Genomic DNA, 22,862 nt, shown 5'->3' on the forward strand with positions numbered 1-22,862 from the left:
TATGAATTTAATATTCGCTAATTTAACTAATAATTTGTCAAAAACGCAATTAATCATTCCATTTTAACGCCTTTCGCCAGTAAAAGAGATATCTCAGAAACAACAGCCCTGCTGCCAGGCCCGCCGCATTTGCAAGTATATCCCACCATTCCCCGCTGCGTTGCATCCCGAGTACCTCCTGAAGTACTTCAATAAGCATGCCGTATAGCAAAAGTCCTGCGAATGCGAGTAAAAATGTTCGACCCAGGGTGATGTGTTGCCGGAATTGTTCCCAGACAAACAAACTGCCCAAAACCATTGCGGTGGAATAGAATACAAAATGCACCAGTTTGTCCATGTGAGGGATCTCTATGGGCGGTTTAGCCATTCCTGAAAGAGACATCAGGCTGGCAAGGGTTATGGCCGCCATCCAGCCGAAAAACAATATTGTGAATACGTACCCTTTAAGCACCTATTAATTCCTTGTACTGGGAATCATCCATCAGGTCTTCCACTTCCGCCGGGTCACTGATTTTAATCTGAACCATCCAGCCTTCTCCGTAAGGGTCGGCATTGACTTTTTCGGGCTCTTCTTCGAGCAGTTCATTGAAGGCAATTATTTCCCCGCTTAAAGGCAAAAACAGGTCGGAAACCGTTTTTACGGCTTCCACAGTGCCAAACACCTCTTCCCGCTCCAGGGTTTCATCCAGAGTCTCTACTTCTACATAGACAATATCTCCGAGTTCGCCCTGTGCGAAATCTGTGATTCCCACAGTAGCGATGTCACCTTCCAAGCGAACCCATTCGTGGTCTTTGGTGTACTTTAATTCGGCCGGTATATTCATAGGATTTAAATTTTTCTGTCCCGCAAATGTAACTTTTTCCCGCCTGAGATACCAAAGCCGGGATAAAAAATTCGATTGCCACAGAGACTACCTTAGAATTGGAGGCAATAGGGCTATCAGTTTAGCAAATAAATAGTGGAGACTTCTTAATTACCGAAATTATAGCGGAGAGTAAACCCGGTGTTGATAGTGGTTTGCGGGAAGGCCGTTGAAACCGCAAATTGTGAAAAGGAATGGTCAAAGAAGAAAAGGGCATTTAAGTTTTTGCTCAGGGCGTAGTCTGCCGTGAATTTAATGGAGAGCAGGTTCTGCCCGGAGGTAATCTGGTTGTTATCGATATCCAGATTACGGATTATGGTGATATTGTCTCTAAGGCTGATGTCTGCCTTTAAATTCAGGTCTCCTTTAAGGCGTTGTTTTTCCCCTCCAATATTGGTAACCAGCTTCACATCTTTAAAGCGGTACCCCAGTCCCAGGGTGTATTCCTTTCCGTTAATCTCGGTAAGCAGGTTATTGTCAAAACTCAGGGAGAGTGCCCTGTCTGTTCGAACTTCTGCCAGTATGCTCAGGGAGTTCATCATTTCAAAATCTACCCGGATCAAAGGATTGAACTGGTCGTTAAGCACCACGTTGTTAATAATGTTTTCGGGCATCAGGTCCAGGGTTTCTGCCTTGATGGGTGCCTGCCCGTCCTGCAGCAACTGATCCCGTTCCAGGTTGGTTTGGAAGGAATTGATGCTGTAGGCTGCACGGTAACCATGACTGAGGGAGAACCGCTTAAATTTCTTTTTAAACCATTTATTTTTCATCAGCCCAGTATACTTGATATTCCAGTTGGGAATGGGGATATCCCTGAAGGCATCCAGATTTACCCGGTCTGCACTCTGCCCGGTATACGCTGCAAAGAAAGCGGGTAACAAAACATCCTGGCTGGTTTTCCCATATCGAAGCGGGAAGCCGTCTGCATCCAGGCCTTCATCCTGCCCACCCCGGTCAGACAGCAGCCTGTTAGCGATAATCAGCCGGTTTTCCTTTAAGGTTTCGAAGGTTTCGGAGTCAAACTCATCGCTCTTGCCAAAGGCCGTTCCAATCATCAGGGTTGAGATGCTGAAATTGCCAAAAGTATTGGGGGTTTGGGGGATGTACTCCCCATCTTCAATCCGGAAATTTTCCTGCAGGCTGCTGGAAAACTGCCGGTCTGCGATCAGGTCTATCGTCAGTTCCGGAACAGGCTGGGCCGTGGCAGTAAGGTTGAGCTGCTTATTGGTCCTGCGAATAAACTGCTCGTTAAACTCATTAAAGCTGGTAAGCCAACCGTTCCGGGCCGCCTCATAGCGAATATCTGCCTGGCTTCCGAATACAAAGCCAAGGCTGGGACGCGTGGTACCAATAAATCCAATAGACTGGGTATAACCGGGCAAAACCGTTCCGTTATTTTCACTGTAATTCACATTCACCCGTTTGACCATGGTAAGCACATCCACAGCTGTATTGAAAAGGCCGCTGGACTTTCCGGGGCTTTTTCCGGAGGCCTCCCCTTTGGTATTGCCCGCCTTGTCCCTGCGGGGCGCAGCAATCTGGTTGGTAACCTTCCCGTCGCGTTTGCGCAGCCCCAGCCGATCGTAAAGGCGTTGCATACTGAGGGCAGCCGTTATGGAATGGGTATTGGCATTCTGTATGGTATTAATCGTAGGCAAAGTAAGCTGGTTATCCGGCACGCCAGGGTTCTGGGCCTTAGCTACAGCCAGGTTCAGGGCGTCACCTCCCCTTTGCCAGTCAAAGTTACTGGTATAGGTATACTGGGCATTTATAAAATCGAAAATGGGGATTTTATTCAGGGGCAATTCATAATTGAGCTGCATCTGCTGGGCATGTCGGTTGGGCTCGCCGACGTCAAAGAAGCCTTCCCATAGGGTTTGATCGGTTAGGATATTCGAAAAAGGGTTCCCTTCCTCCTCGTAATAATTCCTAATAATATTGTTATTCGATGCGGTCAGGTTGATCCTCAGGGATTTGGTAAGAGCGTAGTTCAGGGCGTATTGCCAGTTGAACAGGTAGTTGCGCTGTTGTAAAAGCGGGAGTTCCAGTCTTTCCACTCCCGGTTCCAGCACATCCCTGAATCGCTGTTGATTCAGTTGCCTGTTAATATTGGACTGAAGTGAAATGCTGGTTGGAAGCAGGTTGAAATTCAATTCTTTAAGCCAGCGCCAGTATTTCCCCATGAACAACGAATCTTTTCGGGCAAACGGGGCAACACTGGCAGGCCTGAAATTATGGTTGTACACCACTCCGGCCTGCACATTCTGATCCCTCAGGTTTGCAATTTCAAAATCCCGGTGATCTGTTTCATTGTAAGAGTAATTAAAAGTGAAGTTCTCCACGTCAAAGAAATTCGCCTCAGCTTCTTCTCCTCTGTTCTTGCGCACCCCTATAAAATTTATACTGGTACGCTTGGTGTAGTCTTCGGCCTGTTCCAGGATTTCATCTGCCTCTGCCTGAGTGGTTGCAGCATCAATCCTGTCCTGTAATTTCAGGTCATCGTAAACCGGGTCGAATTCCGGGGTAATCAATTGTTCGGATATTCCGTAATTAAAAGGAATCTGCAAATTCCATTTATTGGGTAATAATTGCCCGAGTTCCACATTGGTAACCACATCATAGGAAATAGCATCTTCCCGGCTGCGCTCATTGGGCATCTGGTCTATAGCCCCGAAGCCTGAGGTACTGGTGGCACCGGTAGCAGAAACATTGGCAAAATCTGCCATATTCGCATCAATGGCCGCAACGGCCGCCCATCCTCCTTTATTGTCGAGCCCTGCGAGCCGCAACTCATTGAACCAGACTTCGGTTCGCAGAGGGACGTTGTCTATGTTTTTGATTCCCACCATCATGGCCCGGATACTCCCCAGGGAAGGATTTCCGCGAATCCCAATCCGGATCTGCCCCAACTGTCGCGGGTCAAATTCATTTACCTGAACGGCTACTCCATCAATGATCTCATAAAAGGTAATGTTTCCTAAAGTCTGTGAAGAAATCCCTTCAGACTTTACCTTATTGAGATCGGCAAGGGCTATATCCAGTTCATTGATGGCCGGCCAGACCTGTTCTGCACTTATAGCAGAAAAATCTGTGTATTCCAGCGGCACCTCAATCTGGTAAAAGTTTTCCGAAAAATCCGTTCCTATCCTGAGGAATCCTACGGTAGACTGCCCGTCCGCAAAGGCATCGGTTGCTGCAATCTTTTCGGCATGCATAAACATTTTGATCCGCTCATACTGCCGCATGTCTATATTGACATTTTTAAACACCCCCCGGGAATCCTGAGGCTCCAGATTGTTCACTACAAATGAAAGGGACTGTTCATTTTGCCGGACAATAGTATTGTTGTTGTTGAGTTGTTCCCGAAACACCCCAGGAGGCAAAACATACGGGATAGGGATACGGGCATTGTTCTCTTCTATATTGACAGCGTTAACATCGATAGTGGTAACATCATCCTGCGGATTGTCATTATCCGTTTGCAGGGTTTTGGTATACGCCCGCCAGTCGCCACGGACCAGGTCCAGGGTAGCAAAACGCAATACTACCGGATCGCTGAAACCGGTAAGGTACATCCGCATAAAGCTGATGGAACGAAAATCAGTAATACCCCCGATGGCATCTGTAAAATCGGTCAGGGGGATTTTATATTGTATCCAGCGCCTATTGAGCTGAGAGCCGTTGGGGAGGTCTGGGGTAACGCCCTCTTTAATGTCCGTTACATAAGGATCATCCACCGAAATACCCGGGCGGATTGGGATGCGGTATTCGTAATAGCTGTTTACCGTATTCATGGTAAGGTCCCGGTCTACATCTTCCACATCCGGCAGGGTGGTACTCCCCCTGTTGGTATTGGTAACCGCCACCGGAGAATTTCCATCGGTATTGTTAAAATCCAGATAGCGCTCCAGGATACCTCCATCGCGATTCAGGTAGTAGGTGTAGTTATCCAAAGCGGGATCTTCAGCTGGGCCGTTGTAACCCGAAGCTGCTTCCTGCGAATCATCAAGCCCGTCAAATCCTATATCCTGAAGGGTCCGGTTAGTCTCATTGGCATCGAAAGCATAAACAAGTGCCTGGGTTGCCGGGACCTGACCCCATACGGTAGGGGCTACCAGATCGTTAGTATTAAGTCCGGGAAGCCCGTTTTCATACTGTTTCCTTCCGTCTTGCAGGATGTCTTCACTGATATTTCCCAGGTTGATTACCAGCTCCCCCGGGCCGGTTGCCTCTCCGTCCACATAAGGATCCAGCACCCAGAACTGAACAAACTCCACGTTGGATTGTTCAAAATTAGTACTGCTGAGCGACCTCATGATCCCGCCCCACTTTTCCTGAGGGGTTTCTGAACCAAAGGCTGGGTTTGCGTTATACGGACCTTTCTGATTGGGGTAGTAGGCAATATCCAGGGTGTTTTGTACCGTAGTTTGCCCCTGTGCGATATCGATCCTCGGGAATACTTCATCTATAAAAATCCGTCGCGTGGCATTCTGTGAAATATCACTATCGGATACGCCAGGTGGGCGTTGGTTGGTGTAAAAAATAGGGTCTATCGTATACCAGGCCATCTTGGCGCGTTCGTAACCGGTTTCCAGATCCACCTCTCCCTCATCCAGGAATTCCAGCGGGGTGCTGGCCAGGGTCCATCCCAGGGAAGACCGGATATCGATCAGCGCCTGCGCGCCTTCAAAATCGTCCAGGTAGGTGGTGGTTTCTCCCCGGAAGTTCGCGTTCTTGGGGGAATTAGGGCTTAAAAAAGCAACTTCCCCCCTCAGAGACACATTGGAGGGCACGTCGGTATCTATGTTGGGCAACATGTTGGCAAGCCGTGTCAGGAATGGCACCTCAGTTGAAAAGTTCCCGTTTAAGCCAAATATTGTATTGTTAACAGGTTCCACCCCAAAATTGGCCTTCTGAGTAAGTGGGCGTTCATTAAGGTTCAGCAGGGTTGCTCCCAGCACGAATTTCTCATTGAACTGATGTTCTATATTCACTCCTGTAAACCTTCGGGTTTGCTGCCCGAATACCGCATTGTTTTCTACCGAAATATTGATGGGGGTGTTCGAAGCCTGCAGGCTTGGGTCCAGTATCTGTACAGTACCAGCCTGGTAATTCACCGTATAATCAATCCCTTCCTGTAATTGTCTTCCCCCGGCAGTAACCCGTACAGACCCCTGCGGGACATTGAAGGCCCCGATAGGGATCCCACTACCACTTTGGGATTTGTAGCGACCGCGTATACGGAAGCGGTTTTTCTCAGCATCCTGGAGGGAAGCGGCCTTGGTCTGGGCATACATGTTGCGGAATACGTATTTCTGCTGGTTTTCATTGTATCCCTGATCTTCAGCCACATCATAAACCCCGCCACCCAGCAGTTCAAACAAATATTCCCCAAAAGGTTCCACCTTGGTAAAAATGATCTGCCCGCCCTGGGTATTCACGGTTATACCCGGTATAAAATCAAAGAACCCGTCCCCTCCCGGCTGTACATCTTTGTATACATTGAGTCGGTCCAGGTTAAAGACATCGATAAGGATACGTTCTTCTAATGGCTTGGGAATATCCGGCCAGCCGTTATTGGGGTTAACCGGGGTAATATAGTTCCTCGGGGTGGGGTCTGTATAGAGGATGTTCATTTTAAAGTCCTCCTCAGACAGCTGAAAGGCGCCGGTAGCGTAAATATTTTTCATCATCAGGTCCCAGATTGGGTCTGTGACATTGGTTATGTTGCTTTTAAGCAATTTCAGAATCAGGGTGTTGTTCTCAAGAATGGGGGTAACCCCTCCCGATACCGTGGTTGCATCCAGGCCTCCATTGGCGAATTCCCCTACCTGGTATACATTTCCGTTGAAAGTATACTGGAAGGCTACAGCCAGGACCTCATCATTGCTCAATCGCTGGTTGAGAGAAATATAGCCCAGCTGTGAATTGAAACTGTAGTCCCGCCCCTGTTCCAGTTTTCTTGCGTTTTCCAGAAATGCATAGTCAAAGCCCTGGTTGGCCACGTAGCCCCCCGGGATCTGAAAGGCATTATCAACCGTGGCTATGTCACGTATATCGTCCGTAAGTACCCCGCCATTTCCTATAAGGGCCGGGTCGTAATCATTGGCCCCGTTCCTCGGAAGTTCCGGGTTGGCCCCTGAAATATTGAAGAACCCTGCCGGATCACCCCCATTGCGTCCGATACGGGTCTGCGCAGCAATGGCCTCCCCCAAATCCTGTATCCCAACAATATTCCGAACGTTAAGGGTCTGCTGGCTTCGGTTGGTAACCCAAACCTCCAGCCGGGTAATTTGTACCTGGCTTCTGATATAGGGGTAGTCTTCCAGCGCCTGGTCATAGCGGTCCCTGAAATACTGTGAGAGGAAAAAGTGCCGGTCTTCGTCGTAGTCCAGTGCGGTGAGTTCAAATTCATTGAGGGTTCCACCCCCCTGGGCTACCACCGTATTGTTTTGAGAACGTTGTTCGGAGAATACCGCCGTAACTGTGGTTTTGCCAAACTGCAATTGGGTCTTTACCCCAAAGAGGCTCTGAGCTCCCGTAATCAGGGAGCTGTTTAAGGGCATGTTAACGTTTCCGATTTCGATTTTCTGTATGATATCGTCCTCGGTTGGAGTATAATCTAATTTGATAAGGTTTTGAAAGTCAAAGGTAGCTTCCGTATCGTATTGGGCTGTAACCTGCAGGCGCTCCCCAACCTTTCCCAGCATACTGAGACTGATTCGCTGGTCAAAATCAAAAGCCAGGTTGGTGCGGTTCCGGGGAGATAGGGCCGGGTTGTCATTTTTTTGCCAGATAACCCCAAGATCCATTGCCACCGACCCCTGCGGGATCACTTCTATGGTGTTTCCCCCAAAAATACTCTCGAAAAAACTGTTGTTGACGTAAAAGTTGGGGAGCAGGTTTTTCCGGGCCTCTTCACTACCTTCTTTTTTACCGGAGAAGGCATCAATCTTATCCTTGAAGTAGGATTTCATATCTTCCTTACGGACCAGTTCCATGTACTGTTCCGGGGTAAGGATTACCGGGTAGCGGATATCGTATTCCCCAACCTTCTCCGTGTAGATATACCTATCTAATTCCGGATCATAGGAGTATTTGGATACGATGCTTGCCGGATTTTCCAGTTTAAGCCTCCCCAAAGCGATTCCGGATTGCACCGAATCGGTTTCAGGAAGTTCCGTTTCCTGAGCCCGGGCACTCCAAAGGGAGCAACAGAGCAGGAAAAAAATGAAAAATAACGGTTTGCAAAAGGATGTGAAAAATGCTAACGCCCCTGTTTTCAAACTTTCTACAAATTTTTAAGCGTGTTTTTAATAATGCCCTCCACGCTTAAGGTCGGGTCTTGTTTCAGCACCGTATCGACCGCCTTTTCAGACTGCTTGCGGGTAAAACCAAGAACCTCTAATGCAGATAACGCTTCTTCTTTATTTGTATTGTCTGATTTGTGGGAAACTTCTCCCAGGTCATAGATTTTGAAAATTTTGTCTTTCAGGTCCAAAATGACCCGTTGTGCCGTTTTGGCTCCGATGCCTTTAACCGCCTGTATAGCAGGGACATTTTCAGTGGCTATGGCATCCCGCACCTGTTGTGGGCTCATGGAGGAAAGCATGGTCCTGGCCGTGCTGGCCCCTACCCCGGATACAGAAAGCAGCAAGCGGAAAATCTCCCGTTCGGCTGAGGTATAAAACCCGTAAAGGGTGTGGGCATCTTCCCGTATTTGCAGATGGGTGTACAGCGCGAGGGATTCCTGGTCCGGGATGGCAGAATACGTATTGAGGGATATATTAATAAAATAGCCAACACCGGAACATTCCAACACCACATGAGTAGGGTGTTTTTCAATGAGCTTTCCTCTGAGGTGATGTATCATATATTCCCTTTAAAATATTAAATCCCCTTTAAGCCCGAAATCCGGATTTACCTTTGCTTTTGGCCAATTTACGCTTTTCCCGTTCCTGTGCATCAATTACGGCAACCGCAGTCATATTGACCATTTCCTCCACACTTGCTCCCATTTGCAGAATGTGCACTGCTTTTCGCAGCCCCAACATTATAGGACCAATGGTATCGGCAGCATGCAATTCCTTCAACAGCTTATAGGTGATATTTGCAGATTCCAGGTTCGGAAAGATAAGCGTATTCACTTTTTTCCCGGCCAGTTTTGAAAACGGAAACTGGCTCTGGTGTAATTCCCGGTTTAGAGCGTAATCGGTCTGGATTTCCCCATCAACTACCATCTCTGGGTGCTTTTCGTGTAATATGCTGATGGCATCCCGTACCTTCCGGGCATGCGGGTGGTTAGATGCCCCAAAGTTGGCATAAGACAGCAATGCGATAACGGGGTCAAAACCAAAGGCATGTGCCAGGTTTGCGGTCATCCTGCTGATTTCAGCCAGTTCCTCTGCCGTGGGGTCTATATTTATAGAAGTATCTGCCAAAAACAGGGGTCCGCGGGAGGTAATCATAATATGCACTGTGGCCGCTTTGGAAACTTCCCCGGCCCGGCCAATGACTTCAAAGATGGGCTTAACCACGGAAGAATAGGAACGGGAATATCCGGAGATCATCCCGTCTGCATCTCCTTCGAGTACCATCATGGCCCCGAAATAATTGCGTTCCCGCATACGGCTTTTTGCACTGTAGAGGGTAGATCCCTTACGCCTGCGACCCTCCCAGTAGCGCTGGGCATAATGCTCGCGTTTTTTAAGGGATGCCGTTTCATATTGATCAATGATGGGTATATCTGCGTCAAACTCCAGCTCCTTCATCATGGTTTCGATTATGACGCGATTTCCAAGCAAGATCGGATGGGCAATTTTTTCTTCATAGGCGATCTGTGCCGCTTTTAAAACATCCAGTTGGTCTGCCTCAGCAAAAACGATCTTTTTGGGCCGGGCCTTTGCGCGACTCATCAGCAGGCGCATCACCTTCTTGTCGTCCCCGGAACGCGCCAGCAATTCCTCCCTGTAGCGTTTCCAATCGGTAATCGGTGCCTTGGCTACACCACTTTCCATGGCCGCCCTGGCAACAGCCGGGGGAATTTCTGCTATCAGCCTGGGGTCAAAAGGCTTTGGAATAATGTACTCCTTCCCAAAGGTGAGCCGGGTTTCTCCATAGGCGATATTTACCTGTTCGGGTACCGGTTGTTTGGCGAGGTTGGCCAGTGCCTTTACGGCCGCCATCTTCATGGCTTCATTTATTTTTGTGGCCCGCACATCCAGCGCTCCCCTGAAAATAAAGGGGAAACCGAGTACGTTATTCACCTGGTTGGGATGGTCAGACCTGCCAGTGGCCATGATTATGTCTTTACGGGTTTCTACCGCTAACTGGTAGTTGATTTCCGGGTCCGGGTTGGCCATGGCAAAGACAATCGGTTTTTTAGCCATGCTCTTCAGCATTTCGGCAGAGAGGATATCGGCAATCGAAAGCCCGATAAACACATCGGCGCCTTTTACAGCTTCTTCAAGGGTGTCAATTTTTCGATCCGTAGCGAACTCTTTTTTCTCTGTGGATAAATTCTCCCGGTCCGATCGGATAACCCCTTTACTGTCCAGCATCACTATATTTTCATCACGGGCCCCGAACGCCTTATACAGGCGTGTACAGGAAACAGCTGCCGCCCCGGCGCCACTGATCACAATGCGCACTTTTTCCATTTTCTTATCGGCCAGCTCCAGGGCATTGAGCAGTGCAGCGGCAGAAATGATGGCCGTGCCGTGCTGATCGTCGTGCATTACCGGGATGTCCAGTTCTTCCTTTAACCGGCGCTCAATTTCAAAAGCTTCTGGCGCCTTGATGTCTTCCAGGTTGATCCCGCCGAAGGTAGGAGCCATTATCTTGACGGTCTCCACAAATTTGTCTACATCCTTGGTGTCCAACTCAATGTCTATCCCATCTATATCGGCAAAAATTTTAAATAAAAGGCTCTTCCCCTCCATCACCGGCTTGGAGGCCTCGGGACCAATGTCCCCCAGGCCCAGAACAGCAGTACCGTTTGAAATTACCGCAACTATATTTCCCTTAGCGGTATACTTATATACCTGTTCGATGTCCTTTTTGATTTCCAGGCAGGGTTCTGCCACTCCCGGGGAATAGGCCAGTGCCAGATCGCGCTGGGTGGCGTAGGGTTTGGTAGGAACAATTTTTATTTTTCCGGGCTGCGGTTTGGCGTGGTAGATTAACGCCTCTCTTCTTTTTTTCTCTTTGCTCATGGCAAGTGGGTTTGTATCACAAAAGTAATGGGTTTCTTGAATTTGTAATCAGATGTTCCCTAAAATACCAGAGAAGATCCGAACATTGAAACAATTAATATTAAGTGCTGATGGGAGTTTGCGGGATTGTTGGGTAGGTTCAGCCACTGGGGTGGGTGTAATCGCCATTATATTGCAATTGAATTAACCTGAACCCTTTTCTTTTACAAAGTCTATATTTCTTTTAAGGCCGCTCCATTTGGTCCTTTTGACCGCAGATTTACGAAAAACCCTCCTAAAAACTTCTTCTGTTATCTCCTCCCAGTCCTTTTTGTCCATCTCCAGTAATTCCGGACTGGCATTAAACAAAGGCTCTCGGTGCGGTTTTGAGAAACGGTTCCACGGGCACACATCCTGGCAAACATCGCATCCAAAAATCCAATCGTCAAATTGACCTTGTACCGCCTTTGGGATTTCATTTTTTAATTCAATGGTGAAATACGAAATACATTTGCTTCCGTCTACTACATAAGGAGCGACTATAGCCTGTGTGGGACAGGCATCGATACAGGCGGTACAACTACCACAATGATCGGTTACTGGATGGTCATATACCAATTCAAGGTCCAGGATCAATTCGGCAATAAAATAAAATGACCCTACCCGCCGGGTAAGCAAATTAGAGTGTTTACCCATCCACCCAAGTCCACCGCGGGCGGCCCAGGCTTTGTCGAGAACCGGAGCGGAGTCTACAAATGCCCTGCCGTGTACCTGCCCGATTTCATCCTGAAGGGTGGCCAGCATTTCCTTTAATTTTGCTTTAATCACAAAATGATAATCCGTTCCATAGGCATATTTTGAGATTTTATAAGATTCGGAGTCCTGTTGTTCTTCCGGATAGTAGTTCAGCAAAAGGGAAACCACCGAACGGGCTCCGGGTACCAGTTTGCGCGGATCCAGCCGTTTATCAAAATGATTTTCCATATAGGCCATTTCGCCATGCATACCCTGCTTGAGCCAGGCCTCAAGACGGGGTGCTTCCTCTTCAAGAAATTCTGCCCTGGAAATACCACAGGAAAGAAAACCCAGACGTTTTGCCTCTTCCTTGATAATCCGGGTATGCCTGTCAATGGATTTCACAACATTTACTTTTTGGTGGTCTGGTCTGCCAATTTAATTTAAGCGCAAGTGAGTATCAGGAATTTCTCGGTTCCATTCGCAGCCTTACCACTCCCGGCTTAAGGGATATCAAAGGGTTTATTTTTAGAGTATTATGTTCGGCATGTATGTGATATTTACGAATGAGCCAACCCACTGTCAACACCATTTCGTACATAGCAAAATTATTCCCGATACACATCCTCGGACCTGCCCCAAAGGGAAAATACTGATGCGAATACTGCTTTGCCTGGTTTTTTTCAAAACGAGCAGGGTCAAACTGCTGAGGATTCTCCCATAAATCCTCGTGGCGGTGTAATTCGTAAAGGCTCATTAACCAGGTCGTCCCTTTTTTAAATGAATTACCCCCTATGGTGTCTTCCGAAAGTGAAACCCTGTCAATTACATATGCCGGCGGATATAGGCGCAGGGCTTCCTCTATACATTGCTGGGTGTAGCTCAGGCCCTGGAGGGTCTGTATCAGGTTTCCGCGCTCAAACTCCTGTTGGGAAACCTCATCGTATACCTGTTGCTGGACCTCCGGGTGTGTTGCAATAAGGTGAAAGGTAAAACTTAAGGCATTGGCTGTGGTTTCATGGCCTGCCGTAAAAAGAATAAACACTTCATCAATTAACTGCGTAATACTCATCCCGGTTCCATCTTCATAGCGGGCCTCCAGCAGCATATCAAGCAAGTCTCCTTTTCGCTGCTCTGTCTGCATCCGGTTTTCGATCAACCGCTTCAGGATATTGCGGGCTTCAGCAGTCATTTTGAGTTGGCTGGATATTTTCCCGGACAGCCGGAACCACCACTTAAAATAGGGTTGACGCATTTCCTGAATCAGCATCTGCTGGTTTTCCTGAGCTATATCCTGCAGCCGGTTCATATCTTCCCTCAGGTTAGGGGTCTGAAACAGGGACTGGGCCACTACCTGAAAAGCCAACTGGCTCATATATGGAAAGATGTCCACCATCTGGTTTTCCGGGATACGGCCTAGCTCATTTGTAATAGCATCCAACATCCGATCAAAGAGCAGTTGCAGCTTTTGTTTGTGGAAGGCCGGCTGTATCATCTTGCGGTGCCTCCTCCAGAAATCTCCTTCACTTGTCAAAAGGCCGTTCCCTATATATTTGGCAACATCCCGGGTCTGTAGTTTGGATTTGGAGTAATTGCGATGGTTCTTTTGCAGAATGTGCTGTATAATCCCCGCATCCCTGGTAAAAATGACCTTGTTTTTAGGTCCGATATCCACCTTGAATGTATTCCCGAATTTTTCAAAATTTTCATGGTGAAAAGGCAGCGGGTTGGCCAGGATCCTTTTACGGTTCCTGAAAACGGTGAGCAACGAAACACTTTGAAGTGATCTTAGGTTTCCGACGCTATTTGCGGAGTCTGATTTCGTTTTTGGTGATTTGGAGTTCACAGTATCAGTTTGCTAGTCCTTCTCCACTAAAAAGGCCCTTCTGGGAACCGCCCGGGATCCTCCCCAGGTGTTTGTACGCCAGTTCAGTTACTTCCCTCCCCCTGGGCGTTCTCATAATAAATCCCTGTTGAATCAGGAAGGGTTCATAAACCTCTTCAATGGTCTCTGCATTTTCGGATACTGCTGTTGCCAGGGTCGTAATCCCTACGGGGCCGCCCTTGAATTTATCGATAATGGTTGCCAGAATTTTATTGTCCATTTCATCCAGCCCGTAGGCGTCCACATGTAATGCTTTCAGGCCAAATCTGGAAATCTCCATGTCGATATTTCCGTTTCCCTTGATTTGTGCAAAATCCCGAATCCGTCTCAGCAGGGCATTACAGATCCTCGGGGTTCCCCGGCTTCTGCCAGCAATTTCTATAGCAGCATCTTCGGTTATGGGCACCTTTAGTATCTCTGCACTTCGCTGTACTATGGTTGAGAGCAGTTCCGTGTTGTAATACTCCAGGCGGCTGGAAATACCGAATCGCGCCCGCATGGGTGCTGTGAGCAAACCGGATCTAGTGGTGGCACCCACCAGGGTAAAAGGGTTTAAGTGGATTTGTACAGACCTGGCGTTGGGCCCGGTCTCAATCATAATATCGATCTTGTAGTCTTCCATTGCCGAATACAGGTATTCTTCCACAATAGGACTAAGTCTGTGAATCTCGTCTATAAATAAGACATCCCTGGGTTCGAGGTTGGTCAGTAAACCCGCCAGGTCTCCTGGCTTATCCAGTACCGGGCCGGAAGTCACCTTCAGCCCCACCCCTAATTCGTTCGCCAGGATGTGCGCCAGGGTGGTTTTCCCCAGGCCCGGTGGGCCGTGCAACAAAGTATGGTCCAGGGCTTCTTCCCTTTGATTGGCAGCCTGTACGAAAATTTTCAGGTTTTCAAGCACCTGTGCCTGTCCGGTAAAATCATCAAACGTTACCGGCCGCAGTGCCCTTTCAATATCAAGTTCTTCCTGAGAAAAACGATCTGCCGTAGGATCGAGGTTTTCATTCATATACAAACAAAGATAGGAAAACTGCAGTGGGAATTTTTATTCGCATAGACGGTATTTCCTTTATATTCCTTGATATTTATCATATTTTTCAAACAGAAAGTTCTGCTACTTTGTACTCTCTTAATGTATTTAAAGGAATAAGAGAGAAGTAAAATAATCCTAAACAGCAAAAGCCATTTACAACATGACAGCAATCGATCTCAAAAAATACGGAATCAGGGTGGAAACGATACACCGCAACAGCAGTGTGCCGGTACTTTATGAAATAGGCCTTAGAAAAGAGGCCGGGACGGCCATCTCAGATGTTGGGGCCCTATTGGTTTACTCAGGTGAAAAGACTGGCCGAAGTCCAAAAGATAAAAGGATAGTGCGCCACCCGGAATCAGAAAAAAACATAGACTGGGGAGATATCAATATTGGCCTGGACGAGCACACCTATATGGTAAATCACGAAAGGGCCATCGACTACTTAAATATATGCGAGAGACTGTTTGTTGTAGACGCCTTCGCGGGATGGGATCCCAAATACCGACTTAAGGTTCGAATTATCTGTACCCGTGCTTACCACTCCCTCTTCATGCAGAACATGCTGATTATGCCTACTGCAGAAGAGCTGGAAAATTTTGGGGAACCGGATTATGTCATTTTCAATGCAGGTGGCTTCCCGGCCAATATGTATACCTCGGAAATGACTTCCAAAACCTCTGTTGACGTACATCTGGAGCGAAAGGAAATCGTGATTCTGGGGACACAGTATGCCGGCGAAATGAAAAAAGGTATTTTCGGGGTAATGAATTATCTCATGCCTTTGGAAGGGGTGCTTCCAATGCACTGCTCCGCCAATGTGGGAGATAAGGGAGATGTTACCATCCTATTCGGACTTTCGGGAACAGGTAAAACCACACTGAGTGCGGATCCGAAACGCAAACTCATTGGAGATGACGAACATTGCTGGACGGATGAAGGCACCTTCAATATTGAAGGTGGTTGTTATGCCAAGGCCATAAACCTGTCAGAAGAAAATGAGCCGGATATCTTCAATGCGATCCGCTTTGGTACGGTACTGGAAAATGTGGTTTACAACAAGCAGACAAGAGAGGTAGATTACACAGATACAAGTATCACCCAGAATACCAGAGCCTCTTATCCTATTGAGTTTATAGACAATATACAGATGCCATGTATAGCAGGGCATCCCAAGCACATTATTTTCCTAACCTGTGATGCCTTTGGGGTTCTACCCCCGGTTAGCAAACTCACCCCGGAACAGGCCAGCTACCATTTTATTTCAGGCTATACGGCCAAAGTAGCCGGTACCGAAATGGGGGTGACAGAACCACAGGCCACTTTCAGTGCCTGCTTTGGGGCCGCCTTTATGATGTGGCATCCCAACCGGTATGCAGAGTTGCTTGCCGAAAAGATCAAAAAACACCAGGTTACAGCCTGGTTGGTTAATACCGGATGGACCGGCGGACCGCATGGAGAGGGATCCAGAATCAAATTGAAATATACCCGCGCCATGATCGACGCCATACATCATGGAGATTTCGATAAGGTTGCATTTAAGGAAGATGCTGCATTCGGCTTCCGAATTCCTGAATCCTGTCCGGGAGTGCCAGCTGAGGTCCTTAGCCCGAAAAACACCTGGAAGGATAAGAACGCCTTTGAAACAACCAAGTCTAAATTGATCGGGTTATTTAATAAAAACTTCAAGAAATTTGAAGCTGGGGTAAATAAGGACATTATTGCCGCAGGACCCAAAGTTTAACCTTAGTAACCAAATTATAAAAGCCCTGTTTTTTTATGGAAGCAGGGCTTTACTTTTCAGGTCCTAGTCCGGCACCTTTTTAAGGGTTGCATTTTCAGTGAAACTGAGAATGCGAATTTCAGGCTGTCCATAGAGAAACAAACGGGAACTGCCTCCTGCTCTTACTTCGATATTTGTGGTGGCCTGTAGTCTTGCAGTGGTCGATTCAGAAAGGGTTGCCTCTACCCTGGCAGCCTCCATCCGATCGCCTTTCACTTCCGTGTTCTCCGCTGCATTTACATAAAAGCGTTCGCTAATGCCTTCCAGTTTTAAAGAAGCAGATTCGCTTAAGTTTACCCCCATTGCATTATTGACTGAAAAGAGAAGGGCATCGGTCCGGTCACCCATCTTCAGGTACAGGGAATCCGAACTTATGTTAAGGTCTGCAACACTATTTTCTGACATCTCCATTTTGAAGACAGCTGTTTTCAAAAACAGCTTCAAGCGAGAATACCCCCCTGATTTTATTTCGGTCTGGTCCAGATTGATGAGTTCAGGGGTTTCCACATATCCCTCATCCATCCGGATGGATTGCAGGTCCCTGATATAAAGGGTTATATCCAATTTCTTTTTGGCGGTAATATCATAGAAGGAACTTATTCGAAGCGTACTGTCCTGTACTTCTAATTTTAATATGTCTATGAGGTTGTCATCGGCCTCAATACGATAGCCTTCTGCTCCCTGTTCCAGCTTTATCTCAAGATCATCCACAAGCACCAGGTGGCGAAATTCAGGAAGCGGATTCTCCACTACAACAACGTTCCTGCTGCCTTTAATTTTTGGTTTACGCTGAGCGTTTACCAGGCCTACCGAGCATAAAAGGACCGTAAGGCCAAGAATACGAAATAAGGTATTGCGAAACATAAGATGTGCATTTGGGTTGTTTAAAGATATTACAAATCCCCCAAAACAATACTCTTTACTATTAAGCGATAAAAAAAGCCCATCCGTAAAGATGGGCTGAATGTGAATTAATTTTGCCTTAGTGCTGTAATTCTTCTTCCCCTTCCTGCAATGGAATGTGCTGCATTACAAAATCCTGACCTGGAATAATGTATTCGCCATTCTCATAGGTTTTAGAGAAATCATATGCCCAGCGGTGTACCTCAGGAATTTCACCAGGCCAGTTTCCGTGAATATGTTCCTGCGGAGCGGTCCATTCGAGGGTAGTGGCCTTCCATGGATTCTGCGGGCCCCTTTCTCCGTAAAAAATACTACGGATAAAGTTATAGGCAAAAATCAGCTGGGCTCCTGCCGTAATTATCGCAAATACTGTCATTAGTACCTGTACATCCACCAGTTCATCGAACATGGGGAAGGCTGTATTCTGATAGTAGCGTCTCGGTACCCCGGCCATCCCAACAAAATGCATCGGGAAGAATACGCCATAAGACCCTACGGCGGTTATCCAGAAGTGGACATAGCCCAGGTTTTTGCTCATCATCCTTCCCTGGAACATTTTCGGGAACCAGTGATACACCCCGGCAAATAATCCGTAAAGGGCAGAAATACCCATTACCAGGTGGAAGTGAGCAACCACAAAATAGGTGTCGTGTACATTGATGTCCAGGGTACTGTCTCCCAGGATGATCCCGGTAAGACCCCCTGTAATAAAAGTAGATACCATACCAATTGAAAAGAGCATGCCCGGACTTAACTGCAGATTACCCTTCCAGAGGGTTGTTATCCAGTTAAACGCCTTAACTCCCGAAGGTATCGCAATCAGCAAAGTCGTGAAGGTAAATACTGAGCCCAAAAACGGGTTCATTCCCGATATAAACATATGGTGGCCCCAAACAATGGTTGAAAGGAAGGCGATAGCCAATATGGAAGCGATCATTGCCCTATATCCGAAAATAGGCTTTCGCGCACCAACAGACATAACTTCAGATACAATCCCCATAGCGGGTAAAATAACGATGTAAACCTCCGGGTGTCCGAGGAACCAGAAAAGGTGTTCGAACAATACAGGTGATCCCCCCTGATAGTGTAAGACCTCGCCCTGAATAAAAATATCTGAAAGGAAGAAAGAAGTCCCAAAACTACGGTCCATGATTAGCAGTAATGCTGCGGACAACAATACTGGGAATGAAATAACCCCAATTACTGCAGTAACAAAAAATGCCCAGATCGTTAAGGGAAGTCTTGTCATGGACATACCCTTGGTTCTGAGATTCAATACGGTAACTATATAGTTAAGCGACCCGAGAAACGAAGAGGCAATGAAAATAGCCATAGAAACCAGCCAGAGGGTCATTCCCATTCCAGAGCCTGGTTGTGCCATAGGCAGGGCACTTAAAGGCGGGTAGATGGTCCACCCGGCTGCTGCGGGTCCGGCTTCTACAAAGAGTGAGATAACCATTACCACACTGGAGGTAAAGAACATCCAGTATGAGAGCATATTCAAAAAGCCAGAGGCCATATCTCTTGCTCCAATCTGCAAGGGGATAAGCAGGTTACTGAAAGTACCGCTTAATCCCGCAGTCAGAACAAAGAATACCATAATGGTCCCGTGAATGGTTACAAGTGCCAGGTAAATGTCTGCATCCATTACGCCATCAGGAGCCCATTTTCCGAGAACAGCCTCAAAAATCGGGAAAGATTCGCCTGGCCAGGCCAATTGCATCCTGAATAAAAGTGACATAGCGATACCGATGAATCCCATGATCAGACCTGTTATCAGATACTGTTTAGAGATCATCTTATGATCCTGGCTAAAAATATATTTCGTTACAAAAGTTTCTTTGTGATGATGTCCGTGATCGTGAGCATGATCATCGACTACTGCAGTTGCTTGTGCTGACATAATCTTTTTCTTTTTTTCTTTTTATAGCATTTTAATTATTGAACGGAGGCAACAGTCTGGGAAAAGGTCTGCTGGCTTTCCATCCAGGCATTGTATTCTTCTTCGGTTTCCACAATTATTTTCATTTGCATATTGTAATGTGATTTTCCACAAATCTTATTACAAAGCAGGATGTAATCGAACTCCCATGGTTCGGAATTCGGCTCTCCCTTTGCTGCTCGTTCTGCCCGAATGACGTTGGTTCTCCTAACCTTGTCGATAATATCCGGATTTTGCCGCATTTCGGCAGTGGTTTTGGTAGGAGTAAATGAAAATTCAGTGATCATTCCGGGAACGCAGTTCATTTGTGCCCGGAAATGGGGCATATAAGCCGAGTGCAAAACGTCCTGAGACCGGAATTTAAAATTCACCTTCCGTCCCACCGGTAGGTGTAACTCTTTAACAATAATGTCATCTGAGGCATTGGGATCAGACTCGTCCAGCCCCATAACATTCGCTCTGTTGATGTCAATCATCCGTACGTTAGCTTCACCCAAAACGTTGTCGGCTCCCCCATAACGGGCGGTCCAGTTGAATTGTTGGGCGTAGAGTTCCACTATTAGGGGATCGTCATCTTCATTAATGTCCATTATATTGGTCCAGGTATATAACCCATATAATATAAGACCGGCCAGAACGATTACCGGAATTATGGTCCAGATAAATTCCAATCGATCGTTATCGGCATAAAACAAGGCCTTCTGTCCTTTTTTCCCCCTGTATTTGAAGGCGAAGTAATGCAGCAGAAACTGGGTAAAGATTTGTGTGATAAAAATCACCACAAAGGTCCAAACCATGAGTTCGTCGTACTCTGCTCCGTGCTCAGAGGCTGCTTCCGGTAAGATAAACTTGCCGTATTTCCAGAAACTAAAAATGGTAATCCCGTATATAAAAATAAGGAATATGAACATCAGGTACCCGTTGTTCTTATTATCCTCATCTGTAGCTACTTCTGAACTTCCTGCTTTAGCCTTAACCTGAGACAATTCAAAAATCTTGGTCATCTGCCAGATAGCGATGGCCACTAAAACTAAAACGGTGATCGTCAATAATGCTGTCATTGTATGATCTGATATTTTTCGCTAATAATTCTTCTAATAATGAAATTGTCTGCTTTCTTCAATAAACGGATTCCTGCTAGGTTGCAAAGGTGCCTTGGTAAGCGCCCGGAAAACCCAGAAAATAAAGGCTCCTCCAAAAAAGAGGACAGCTCCTATTTCAGGAATACCAATAGACCACTGCTCCCCGACTGTGGCGGGCATGATCATAATGAAAACATCCAAATAATGGCCCAAAAGTACTACGATCCCAGTCATAACCACAAACCAATTTACCCTCTTGTAATCACTGTTCATCAAAAGTAAGAGGGGAAAGATAAAGTTCATAGCTATCATCCCAAAAAATGGTAACCTGTACTGATCTATCCGCTGGACAAAATAAGTCACTTCCTCCGGAATGTTGGCATACCAGATAAGCATAAACTGCCCGAACCAGAGATAGGTCCAGAAAATACTGATCCCGAACATAAATTTTGCCAGGTCGTGGATGTGGCTGTCGTTTACATCCGGCAGGTACCCCCTGGACTTGAGGTAAATGGTAATCATGGCGATCACAGTGATCCCGGAAACAAACATACTGGCAAAAACATACCAGCCAAAAAGCGTACTGAACCAGTGAGGATCAACGCTCATAATCCAGTCCCAGGACATCATGGATTCGGTAACCAGGTAAAATACCAGGAAGCCCGCAGACCATCTGAAATTCTTTTTGAAACTCGCATTGTCGTTTGATGCGTCCTGAGCAAGAGATAATTTTCTGGAGACTTCCCTGTAAAGGATCCAACCTCCTAAAAAGAAAGCCGCCCGTATCAGGAAAAATGTCGGGTTCAGGTATCCGGCCTTCCCCTGTAATAATTCATCGTGGGCCACTACCTCAGAATCCATCCAGACAAACATATGATTCATATGAAGCACCGACAAGATCAGGATAACAAAAATGATGATTCCACCGGGTACCAGATAGGCCGTTATGCCTTCCATGACCCTGAACAGTAGCGGAGACCACCCCGCCTGGGAAGCGCGCTGTACTGCATAAAAAGCCAATACCCCCAACGCGATCATAAAGAAGAAGAATGCGGCTACATACATTGCGGACCATGGCCGGTTCCTCAGCTGGTGGTATACATGCTCATCGTGCTCCGAGGCATGGCCGGCCTCTGCATGCCCGGACTCTGCATGCGCCTGTTCTGTTGCAGCCGTTTCATGACCGCCACCATGACCATCGTCGTGTGCAGCAACCATTTCCTTGGCCTCTTCAATTGAAGAAGGTACGGATACAAATCCTATTCCCATTCCAAAAAGCCCCAGGGCCATCAGAATTAGGGATCCAATTTTTAATCTGTTTGAGAAGGTATACATCTGCAATCGGTATCTTATTTTGTTAGGTCTTCTTTAAGTTTCATAACGTACTCAGAAACCTGCCAGCGCTCGGTATGGTTTAACTGATTGGCATATGAGCCCATGGAATTAAGTCCGTAATATATCACGTGATAGGTACTACCCACTGTAATATTCCTTGCCTGATCGGAATAGGAGGGTACACCGAGAATTTTTTCCTGTTGCACAAGCCATCCCTGACCGTTTCCTTTTGCCCCATGGCAAATGGCGCAATTGATATCGTATAATTCCTTTCCCACTGCCAGGTTTTCTTCTGTCTGCAGCGAATCCAGCGGACTCATTGCGGCCCTGGATAGCTCCTTGCCTTCCGGGGTATCCTCGAACGGATAGGGTACCATTCCACGTGCAATGGTATGATCTGCCGGCAACATAGCTTCTGTACCCGCTGGAAGCCATTCCACTTTTTCATAGGTTTCATAGCCAACGGATTCATACATATTGGGCATATACTGATAATTGGGGCTTTTATCATCCTTGCAGGAGAAAATCCCGAAAACCAGTAACATGGACCCAATTTTTATAAGCGTATTTTTCATCGTACGATCTTACTTTTCAATACTGTTAATTTCAACTGCTCCGCTTTCTCTCAGCATAGCAATCAGGCCATCTGTATCGCCATGTGGCTCAATTTCCATTATAAAGTGGTCATCCGTAGAGCGAACATCCGGGTTTTCAGCCTTCTTAAATGGCCATAACCTGCTTCTGAGGTAGAAAGTGATTACCATAAGGTGAGCTGCAAAAAACACGGTCATCTCGAACATGATCGGCACAAAGGCGGGCATGTTCTCCAGATAACTGAAACTGGGTTTCCCCCCTATATCCTGGGGCCAGTCTTCAATCATTATATAATTCATCATAACGATGGCTACAATCAATCCCAGACACCCATACATAAATGAGGTGATGGCAATCCTTGTAGGTGCCAGGCCCATCGCCTTATCCAGTCCGTGGACGGGAAACGGGCAATAAACCTCTTCAATATGGTGCTTAGCAGCTTTTACCTTCTTAACTGCATGCATCAGGACGTCATCGTCGTTGTAATAGGCGTGAATCACTTTAGATGCCATTC

The 22,862-nt window shown here is 46.9% G+C and carries 15 protein-coding genes; 1 reads left to right on the forward strand and 14 read right to left on the reverse strand.

All coding sequences use genetic code 11. The annotated features are described in order from the left end of the window. Window positions 1-49: 49 nt before the first annotated feature. The 8 genes from ACT6NU_RS03780 to ruvB form a co-directional block, all read right to left on the reverse strand. Window positions 50-409 (reverse strand): VanZ family protein, encoded by a 360-nt coding sequence (locus ACT6NU_RS03780; RefSeq protein WP_445383131.1) that lies wholly within the window; start codon window positions 407-409, stop codon window positions 50-52. Between the two features lie 34 nt (window positions 410-443). After that, window positions 444-824, reverse strand: coding sequence for a glycine cleavage system protein GcvH (gcvH, locus tag ACT6NU_RS03785; protein WP_445383132.1), 381 nt, complete (start codon window positions 822-824; stop codon window positions 444-446). A gap of 146 nt (window positions 825-970) precedes the next feature. Continuing rightward, entirely contained in the window at window positions 971-8,149 is a 7,179-nt protein-coding gene (sov, locus tag ACT6NU_RS03790; protein ID WP_445383133.1) for a T9SS outer membrane translocon Sov/SprA, read from the reverse strand. A 5-nt stretch (window positions 8,150-8,154) separates the two neighbouring features. Further along, a complete protein-coding gene (gene ruvA / locus ACT6NU_RS03795; RefSeq protein ID WP_445383134.1) occupies window positions 8,155-8,736 on the reverse strand; it encodes a Holliday junction branch migration protein RuvA in 582 nt (193 codons plus the stop codon). Between the two features lie 28 nt (window positions 8,737-8,764). Further along, window positions 8,765-11,077: an NADP-dependent malic enzyme gene (locus ACT6NU_RS03800; protein WP_445383135.1), complete on the reverse strand. Its 2,313-nt coding sequence runs from the start codon at window positions 11,075-11,077 to the stop codon at window positions 8,765-8,767. A 183-nt stretch (window positions 11,078-11,260) separates the two neighbouring features. After that, a complete protein-coding gene (queG, locus tag ACT6NU_RS03805) occupies window positions 11,261-12,196 on the reverse strand; it encodes a tRNA epoxyqueuosine(34) reductase QueG (protein ID WP_445383136.1) in 936 nt (311 codons plus the stop codon). 55 nt (window positions 12,197-12,251) lie between these two features. Next, window positions 12,252-13,637 carry a cytochrome P450 gene (locus ACT6NU_RS03810; RefSeq protein WP_445383137.1) on the reverse strand — a complete coding sequence of 462 codons (1,386 nt, stop codon included), beginning with the start codon at window positions 13,635-13,637 and terminating at the stop codon, window positions 12,252-12,254. Between the two features lie 4 nt (window positions 13,638-13,641). Further along, window positions 13,642-14,685 carry a Holliday junction branch migration DNA helicase RuvB gene (gene ruvB / locus ACT6NU_RS03815; RefSeq protein ID WP_445383138.1) on the reverse strand — a complete coding sequence of 348 codons (1,044 nt, stop codon included), beginning with the start codon at window positions 14,683-14,685 and terminating at the stop codon, window positions 13,642-13,644. Between the two features lie 184 nt (window positions 14,686-14,869). On the opposite strand from ruvB, the gene pckA reads away from it, so the two are divergent. Next, entirely contained in the window at window positions 14,870-16,453 is a 1,584-nt protein-coding gene (gene pckA / locus ACT6NU_RS03820; RefSeq protein WP_445383139.1) for a phosphoenolpyruvate carboxykinase (ATP), read from the forward strand. Window positions 16,454-16,516: 63 nt separating this feature from the next. Here pckA and ACT6NU_RS03825 read toward each other — a convergent pair whose 3' ends face one another. The 6 genes from ACT6NU_RS03825 to ACT6NU_RS03850 form a co-directional block, all read right to left on the reverse strand. Then, window positions 16,517-17,356 (reverse strand): GIN domain-containing protein, encoded by an 840-nt coding sequence (locus tag ACT6NU_RS03825; RefSeq protein ID WP_445383140.1) that lies wholly within the window; start codon window positions 17,354-17,356, stop codon window positions 16,517-16,519. Window positions 17,357-17,474: 118 nt separating this feature from the next. Next, window positions 17,475-19,298: a cytochrome c oxidase subunit I gene (locus ACT6NU_RS03830; RefSeq protein WP_445383141.1), complete on the reverse strand. Its 1,824-nt coding sequence runs from the start codon at window positions 19,296-19,298 to the stop codon at window positions 17,475-17,477. Between the two features lie 35 nt (window positions 19,299-19,333). Further along, complete coding sequence (locus ACT6NU_RS03835; protein ID WP_445383142.1) at window positions 19,334-20,398, reverse strand: cytochrome c oxidase subunit II; 1,065 nt, start codon at window positions 20,396-20,398, stop codon at window positions 19,334-19,336. A 33-nt stretch (window positions 20,399-20,431) separates the two neighbouring features. Beyond that, window positions 20,432-21,754: a quinol:cytochrome C oxidoreductase gene (locus tag ACT6NU_RS03840; protein WP_445383143.1), complete on the reverse strand. Its 1,323-nt coding sequence runs from the start codon at window positions 21,752-21,754 to the stop codon at window positions 20,432-20,434. Between the two features lie 14 nt (window positions 21,755-21,768). Next, window positions 21,769-22,329: a c-type cytochrome gene (locus tag ACT6NU_RS03845; RefSeq protein WP_445383144.1), complete on the reverse strand. Its 561-nt coding sequence runs from the start codon at window positions 22,327-22,329 to the stop codon at window positions 21,769-21,771. A 9-nt stretch (window positions 22,330-22,338) separates the two neighbouring features. Continuing rightward, a complete protein-coding gene (locus ACT6NU_RS03850) occupies window positions 22,339-22,860 on the reverse strand; it encodes a DUF3341 domain-containing protein (RefSeq protein WP_445383145.1) in 522 nt (173 codons plus the stop codon). Window positions 22,861-22,862: the final 2 nt, after the last annotated feature.

It is taken from the genome of Robiginitalea rubriflava (assembly GCF_052540725.1).